We start from the raw sequence: 6,715 nt of genomic DNA, 5'->3' as shown, positions 1-6,715 counted from the left end.
CCCGCGGCCTGTCGGCGGCGATCCTGGCCGGTGCCGCGCTGTTCGTCGCCGCGGGCGGCCTCGCCGGGCGCCTGCCGGACGGTCGCGCCGAGGCCGGCGGGTCGGCCGGTCCGGGAGCCGGCACGGGACCGGGCCCCGGGCCGGAACCGAGCCTCGGCGCCCTTCTGCGCCCGGGGCCCTTCCGCCGGACGCTCCTGATCGCCGCCCTGGTGATCGGCGCGCACGGCCTGCACGAGGCCTTCGCGATGATCCTCTGGCGCACCTCCGGGATCGGGGCGGGGATGGCGGGGCTGCTCTGGGCCGAGGCCGTGGCCGCCGAGGTTCTGGTCTTCCTGGTTCTCGGCCAGCCCCTCCTCGAGCGGACCGGCCTCGCGGGCGGTCTCGCTCTGGCCGCCGCCGCCGGCGCGCTGCGCTGGGCGATCGCGGCGCAGACCGTCGCCCTGCCCTGGCTCGTCGGCGCACAGGCCCTGCACGGCCTCAGCTTCGCGCTCCTGCACCTCGCCTGCCTCGGGCTCATCGCGGAGAGGGTGCCGGTCCGCCTGCGCGCCACCGCGCTCACGCTCTACGGCAGCGTCGGCCTGGGCCTCGCCGGCGCCCTGGTGACGCTGGCCTCCGGCCCGCTCTACGCCGCGTTCGGGACGCGGGCCTTCTGGGCGATGGCGGGCTTGAGCCTCGCGGCGATCCCGCTCGCCCGCACGTTGCGGCGGCGCTGAGCGTTGCGGCGACACCGGGCGCCGCATTTTCCCGCGCCCTATGGTACGGACCCGGAACGGGGCTCGGAAAACCCCGCGAACCCGGATTCCATGACCGACGTCGCCGAGATCCTGATCCCCCTCGCCCTCGACACGGCCTACAGCTACGTCGTGCCCGAGGGTCTGCGCCTCGCGGAGGGCGACGTGGTGCAGGTGCCGCTCGGGCCGCGCGAGACGGTCGGCGTGGTCTGGGGGCTGGCGCACACGGCCGGCGGCTCGAACCTGCGCCCGGTGACGGGCCGGGTCGATGCCCCGCCCCTCTCCGAGCCGCTGCGCAAGCTGGTCGATTGGATCGCCCGCTACACGCTCGCCCCGAAGGGCTCGGCGCTCGCCATGGTGCTGCGCCTACCCGACGAGGCCGCCGCCCGCGAGACCGCCCGCGTCGGCGTGCGCGTCTCCGGCAAGACGCCCGCCCGCGCGACGCCCGCCCGCCGGAAGGTGCTGGAGGCCGCCGCCGACGGCGCGCTCCACGGCAAGAGCGCGCTCGCCAAGGCGGCGGGCGTCTCGCTCGGCGTCGTGGACGGGCTGATCGACGACGGCGCGCTGGAGGCCGTCGCGGTCGAGCCCGAGGCGGTGGCGCCCCCGCCCGACCCGGACCACCCGCGGGTGCCGCTCTCGGACGCGCAGGAGGCGGCGGCGATCGCGCTGATCGCCGGACCGGGCACAGCGCTTCTCCCGGCGGCGGACCCGAACCCTGCCGGACCGGGCGCGGGTTCCCTCTCCCGTGCGGGAGAGGGAGCATCACGCGGGTCCGGAGAGAGCCTAGCCCATGCCGAGCCGGCGGCCCCCGGCCCGGTCCTCCTCGAAGGCGTCACCGGCTCCGGCAAGACCGAGGTCTATTTCGAGGCCGTGGCGCACTGCGTCCGGGCGGGCCGGCAGGCCCTGATCCTGATGCCCGAGATCGCGCTGACCGCGCAGTTCCTCGACCGCTTCGCCGCCCGCTTCGGGGTGCGCCCGGCCGCGTGGCACTCGGGCGTCGGCGGGCGGCGGCGCGAGCGCCTGCGGGCGGCCGTGGCGGCGGGCGAGGCGCGCGTCGTGGTCGGCGCCCGCTCGGCCCTGTTCCTGCCCTTCCGAAAACTCGGCCTCATCGTTGTCGATGAGGAGCACGAATCCGCCTACAAGCAGGAGGACGGCGTGCACTACCACGCCCGCGACATGGCGGTGGTGCGCGGGCGCCTGGAGGGCTGCCCCGTGGTGCTGGCCTCCGCCACGCCCTCGATCGAGAGCCGGGTCAACGCCGAGCGCGGGCGCTACCGCCACGTCCGCCTGCCCGAGCGCTTCGGCGGGCGGCGCCTGCCCGACATCCGGGCGATCGACATGCGCCTCGACGGGCCGGAACGCGGCCGTTTCCTGAGCCCGCCGCTGATCAACGCCGTCAAGGCGAACCTCGCAGCCGGCGAGCAGTCGCTGCTCTTCCTCAACCGTCGCGGCTACGCACCGCTGACGCTGTGCCGGGCCTGCGGCCACCGCTACCGCTGCCGCAACTGCTCGACCTGGCTCGTCGAGCACCGCTTCCGCAAAGCGCTGGTCTGCCACCAGTGCGGCTACGCCGAGCCGCGCCCGCAGGCCTGCACGGAGTGCGGCACCTTCGACAACCTCACCGCCTGCGGGCCGGGCGTCGAGCGCATCGCGGAGGAAGTCTCCGAGCTGTTCCCCGACCGGCGCATCATCGTGCTGTCGAGCGACTTCCCAGGCGGCGCCGAGCGGCTGCGCCTGGAGCTGGAGGCGGTGGCGGCCGGGGAATGCGACATCGTGGTGGGCACGCAGCTCGTGGCCAAGGGCCACAACTTCCCGCACCTGACGCTGGTGGGCGTGCTCGACGCCGATATCGGCCTGACCTCCGGCGATCCGCGGGCGGCCGAGCGCACCTTCCAGCTGCTGCAGCAGGTCACGGGCCGCGCGGGACGCGGCGAGCGGCCGGGGCGGGCGCTGGTCCAGACCTACCAGCCGACCCACCCGGTGATCGCCGCCCTGCTCTCGGGCGACGCCGAGCGCTTCTACGCCGAAGAGGTGGCCGCGCGCGAGGCCGCGGGCCTGCCGCCCTTCGGGCGGCTCGCCGCGCTCATCGTCTCGGCAGCCGAGCGCGAGGCCGCGGAGGCGCAGGGGCAGGCGCTCGCCCGCACGGCCGAGCCGCCGCCCGGCGCCATGGTGCTCGGCCCCGCCGAGGCGCCGCTCGCCCTGGTGCGCGGGCGCTACCGCTTCCGCCTGCTCGTGAAGACCGAGCGCAACGTCGATCTGCAGAGCTACCTGCGCGACTGGCTGGCGCGCGCGCCGAAGCCTCGCGGAAGCGTGCGCGTGGCGGTCGATGTCGACCCGCAGAGCTTTTTGTAGGAGAGTGGCGCGCCGCAACGGCCCCCTGAGGAGCCCGATCAGTGCTGAGCTACACCAAGAAGCCGGACACCAACGTCGCCGAGATCGTGGTCGACGGGAAGATCACCGACGCGGAGATGGACGCGGCCATGACCGCGATGAAGGCCGACCTCGACCGGGGCGGCAAGCTCAAGCTCTTGGAGGACATCCGCGCCTTCGAGGGCATGGAGCCCGCGGCCTTCTTCAAGGACCCGCGCTTCGGCCTCTCGATGATGAAGAGCGTCAGCCACGTCGCGCTCGTCACCGACGCCCCCTGGCTGAAGGCGCTGGCCGAGACCTTCAATTTCGTCTCGCCCGCGCAGATCCGGGTGTTCGAGCGCGCCCGCCTCGAGGAGGCGCGCGCCTGGCTGGCGACGGCGTAGGCCGTCGCGCCGGGATCACTCGGCCTGGGCGGTGCGGGTGTTGCCGCGCCGCGCCGTCCAGCGGCCGGAGCACAGGGACGAGACCTTCCAGGTGCCAGCGCCGGTCTGGGCCTGGAGGCGCCCCGAGGCGGCACCGCTGGTGCCACCGTTCGAGACCGTGAGCCCCACCGTGCCGTCCGCCTCGACGCGCCCGCTCATCCGGGTTCCGGCCTCGGCCGCGGAGGCGAGGCGCACCTGCCCCTCCTGGATCGAGACGGCGTAGCTGTAGCGGCTGTCGCAGATCCCGCTCTCGGTCACCAGCTCGACGCGCCACGTGCCGGTGTAGTCCCCCGCCTGGGCGGCTGTGGCCGGCAGGAGGCCCGAGAGGGCGAGGCCGGCAGCGAGGCGGAGGGCGGTGAAGGTCGAGGTCATGTGCTCCCCATGAGGCAGAATCGTATGGCTCGTCGCGCGAGCCGCGCGGCGTTTTCTCGTTGCGAGACCCTTCGGGTCCGTCATTCAGGCGATACGCCCGGTTAGATCTGGGAAACGGCGAGAATATGACGCCGAATTCTTGCGAACGCCCAAGCTTTGCTGTCGGGACGTCGGGCTTGTTCAGATCCCGACCCGTCACGTGCCCGAGTGTATCTGTATGGGAGCTGAATCGGCCGGGCCCCGGTTCAAACGGTCGCAGCCGCGCGGAAGGCCGCGCCGACGAGGCGCAGGGCCGCGACCGCGCGCGGCTCCCGGCGCGGGCGTGCCTGCGGCCGGAGGACGTCTCCATCAACCTCGCGGAGGTGAGGGCAGCGAACGGGTCGTTCGGCAACGGCGAGGCGCAGTACGCAGACCGCGTCTGAACCCGCCCCGGGGCCCTTGCCCTAATCCCTTTGCGCCGGACCGGCCGCCCGCTCGGGCAGCAACCGATCGACCGGCGGCCCATTCTCCCCGGGCAACCGCGAAGCCACTCCGGAGGACGACGCCATGGCCGGGAGATCGTCGCTCGCCGTCCTGATCCTGCTCACCGCGGGCGCGCGGGCCCAGGACGGCGGCAAGGCCGCGCTCGATCGGCTCGGCAGCCTGCCCAAGCCCGCCCAGCAGAGCGATCTCGACACCGTCACGCTGGCCTCGGCCCATCGCGAGCGCGCCGAGTCGATGCAGCAACGCACGGACGGCCTGTGGCAGTCCTGGCTGGTCTCGGTCTGCGAGGGCTGCGGCGAGGCGCGCCAGCCCTTCACCGATCGGGACGGGGCGGATTACCTGCGCAAGCTCCGTGCCGGTCAGCCAGAGCAGGTCCCGGGCCGGCCACGCTTCACCTACCACTACCCGGCCGGTGGCCGAGTGCCGCGCGCCGACAACATCTCGGCCGACCTCTCGAACGAGAACATCAACCAGATCCGGCGCGACCCGAACCGCTGACGGCCGGGCTCAATCGGTCAGCGGGCGGGCCTCCTCGGGCAGCATGATCGGGATGCCGTCGCGGATCGGGTAGGCGAGCTTGGCCGAGCGGCTGATCAGCTCCTGGCGGCCGGCGTCGTACTCCAGCGTCTGCTTGGTCAGCGGGCAGACCAGGATCTCCAGGAGCTTCGGATCGACGCGGGTCGCCTCGACAGGGGTGGTGATCTCGTTGGCCATGCTCACGTCTCGCTCACCTCTCTCGTCATTGCAGCGTCGGCTCGGGGCCGGATCCGCGCACCAGTTCCATCTGCGTGACCGCGATCAGGATCTCGGCCCGCGTCTTCAGGTCCTGCGCCTCCAGCATGGCCTGCTTCTCGCGCACGCCGAAGGGGCTCATCATGCAGAGCGCGTTGACGAGGGCCTCGTTCGGCGCCTCCTCGATCCCCGCCCAGTCGACCTTGAGGTCGTTCGACTCCACGAAGTCGCGCAGCGCCTTGAGCACGCCCTCGCGGTCGACCCGCTCCTCGCCCGCCCGCGCCGCGAAGTCCACCGCGAAGTCGTCGTAGGAGACCTGGCAGCGCCGGTAGGCGCTGGCGGTGGCGAGTTCGCTCTCGATCCGGAAGCGGCTGATCCCGGTGAGCGAGATCAGGTAGCGCCCGTCGCCGGTCTCGGCGAACTGGGTCAGCCGCCCGAGGCAACCGACCCGGTAGAGGCGCGGGTTCATCGGCGAGCCGCCCGACCCTTCCGGATCCGGCTGGATCATGCCGATGACCCGGTCGGTCCGGAGCGCGTCGTCCACCATCGCGAGGTAGCGCGGCTCGAAGATGTTGAGCGGCATCTGGCCCCGCGGCAGCAGCAGGGCTCCGGGCAGGGGAAAGACCGGGATCACGGCCGGGCAATCGGCCGGGCTCCGGTAGCCCGCATGCGTGCTCATGGCGCCTCTCTCGGATGCCGCCTCAGGAAAACAGCAGCGTCGAGAGCTTGCGGCGGCCGCGGATCGCGTCCGGGTCCATCACGCCCCAGGCCTCGAAGAACTGCAGCAACTGCTTGCGCGCGCCGTCCTCGTTCCAGTCGCGGTCGCGACGGCGGATCTCGATCAGGTGATCGACGGCGGACGTGCGGTCGCCCCGGGCGGCCAAGCCCAGCGCGAGGTCGAAGCGGGCCTGGTGATCGTCCGGGTTCGCCTCGACCCGGGCCTGGAGCCCGGCGAGGTCGCCGAGCGAGGCCGCCTGCTCGGCAAGCTCCAGCGCCGCCCGGATGCCGGCGAGCGCCGGATCGGCGGCCTTGGCCTCCGGCACCATGGCGAGCACCTGGCGGGCGTTCTCGAGCTCGCCGGCGTCGAGCTGGATCTTGGCGAGGCCGGCGAGCGCGGCGACGTTGTCGGGCTCCTGCTCGAGGATCGCCGCGTAGATCTCGGAGGCGCCCGCGAGGTCGCCCTCCGCGATCAGGCGGGTGGCCTCCTCCAAGGCCGCCTCGATCGGGCTCGGGCCGGCGGGACCGGCAAGCCGCGCGATGAACTCCTTCACCTGGCTCTCGGGGACGGCGCCCATGAAGCCGTCGACCGGCTGGCCGCGCTGGAAGGCGATGACGGCGGGGATGGACTGGATACCGAGCTGCCCGGCGATCGAGGGATGCTCGTCGATGTTCATCTTGACGAGCACGACCGCGCCGCCCGCCGCCGTGACGGCCTTCTCGAGGACCGGGGTGAGCTGCTTGCAGGGACCGCACCAGGGCGCCCAGAAATCGACCAGAACCGGGCGGTTCATCGACTCGGCGATGACGTCCTGCCGGAAGGTGGCGGTGGTGGTGTCCTTGATCAGGTCGGCCGCGCCGGGCTTCGGCGCGTCGCCGGCGGGGAAG

Annotated in this window: 8 protein-coding genes; 4 read left to right on the top strand and 4 right to left on the bottom strand. The window is 73.3% G+C overall.

The features are described 5' to 3' along the window. From AX737_RS04345 to AX737_RS04335, 3 genes are all read left to right on the top strand, one after another. A partial coding sequence (locus AX737_RS04345; RefSeq protein WP_197430454.1) for an MFS transporter occupies nt 1-713 on the top strand: 713 nt, incomplete at its 5' end. 90 nt (nt 714-803) lie between these two features. After that, nucleotides 804-3,083 carry a primosomal protein N' gene (locus AX737_RS04340; RefSeq protein ID WP_066919278.1) on the top strand — a complete coding sequence of 760 codons (2,280 nt, stop codon included), beginning with the start codon at nt 804-806 and terminating at the stop codon, nt 3,081-3,083. Nucleotides 3,084-3,124: 41 nt separating this feature from the next. Next, the gene (locus AX737_RS04335) at nt 3,125-3,484 is read left to right on the top strand and encodes an STAS/SEC14 domain-containing protein (protein WP_066919276.1); all 360 of its coding nucleotides are present in this window, start codon (nt 3,125-3,127) and stop codon (nt 3,482-3,484) included. A gap of 15 nt (nt 3,485-3,499) precedes the next feature. On the opposite strand, the gene AX737_RS04330 is transcribed toward AX737_RS04335, so the two are convergent. After that, the gene (locus AX737_RS04330; RefSeq protein WP_066919275.1) at nt 3,500-3,895 is read right to left on the bottom strand and encodes a hypothetical protein; all 396 of its coding nucleotides are present in this window, start codon (nt 3,893-3,895) and stop codon (nt 3,500-3,502) included. A gap of 546 nt (nt 3,896-4,441) precedes the next feature. On the opposite strand from AX737_RS04330, the gene AX737_RS04325 reads away from it, so the two are divergent. Next, nucleotides 4,442-4,876 (top strand): hypothetical protein, encoded by a 435-nt coding sequence (locus AX737_RS04325; RefSeq protein ID WP_066919273.1) that lies wholly within the window; start codon nt 4,442-4,444, stop codon nt 4,874-4,876. Nucleotides 4,877-4,885: 9 nt separating this feature from the next. Here AX737_RS04325 and AX737_RS04320 read toward each other — a convergent pair whose 3' ends face one another. Genes AX737_RS04320 through trxA form a run of 3 tightly spaced genes read right to left on the bottom strand, consistent with a single transcriptional unit; the run spans nt 4,886 to nt 6,675 of the window. Then, nucleotides 4,886-5,092: a Trm112 family protein gene (locus AX737_RS04320; protein ID WP_066919271.1), complete on the bottom strand. Its 207-nt coding sequence runs from the start codon at nt 5,090-5,092 to the stop codon at nt 4,886-4,888. A 25-nt stretch (nt 5,093-5,117) separates the two neighbouring features. After that, the gene (locus tag AX737_RS04315; RefSeq protein WP_066919270.1) at nt 5,118-5,789 is read right to left on the bottom strand and encodes an LON peptidase substrate-binding domain-containing protein; all 672 of its coding nucleotides are present in this window, start codon (nt 5,787-5,789) and stop codon (nt 5,118-5,120) included. A gap of 22 nt (nt 5,790-5,811) precedes the next feature. Then, nucleotides 5,812-6,675, bottom strand: a complete 864-nt coding sequence (trxA, locus tag AX737_RS04310) for a thioredoxin (RefSeq protein WP_066919280.1) — start codon at nt 6,673-6,675, stop codon at nt 5,812-5,814. Nucleotides 6,676-6,715 lie beyond the last annotated feature (40 nt).

The sequence above is a fragment of the Methylobacterium sp. CCH5-D2 genome (genome assembly GCF_001556475.1).
Taxonomy (GTDB): Bacteria; Pseudomonadota; Alphaproteobacteria; order Rhizobiales; family Beijerinckiaceae; genus Methylobacterium; species Methylobacterium hispanicum.
Note: the sequence above shows the minus strand (reverse complement) of the source record. Positions and strands in the feature narration are given on the sequence as shown.

Bases quoted from the DNA above. Each gene is read 5' to 3' on its own strand.
- AX737_RS04340 (WP_066919278.1), top strand. From the start codon at position 804: ATGACCGACGTCGCCGAGATCCTGATCCCCCTCGCCCTCGACACGGCC.
- AX737_RS04330 (WP_066919275.1), bottom strand. From the start codon at position 3,895: ATGACCTCGACCTTCACCGCCCTCCGCCTCGCTGCCGGCCTCGCCCTC.
- AX737_RS04325 (WP_066919273.1), top strand. From the start codon at position 4,442: ATGGCCGGGAGATCGTCGCTCGCCGTCCTGATCCTGCTCACCGCGGGC.
- AX737_RS04320 (WP_066919271.1), bottom strand. From the start codon at position 5,092: ATGGCCAACGAGATCACCACCCCTGTCGAGGCGACCCGCGTCGATCCG.
- AX737_RS04315 (WP_066919270.1), bottom strand. From the start codon at position 5,789: ATGAGCACGCATGCGGGCTACCGGAGCCCGGCCGATTGCCCGGCCGTG.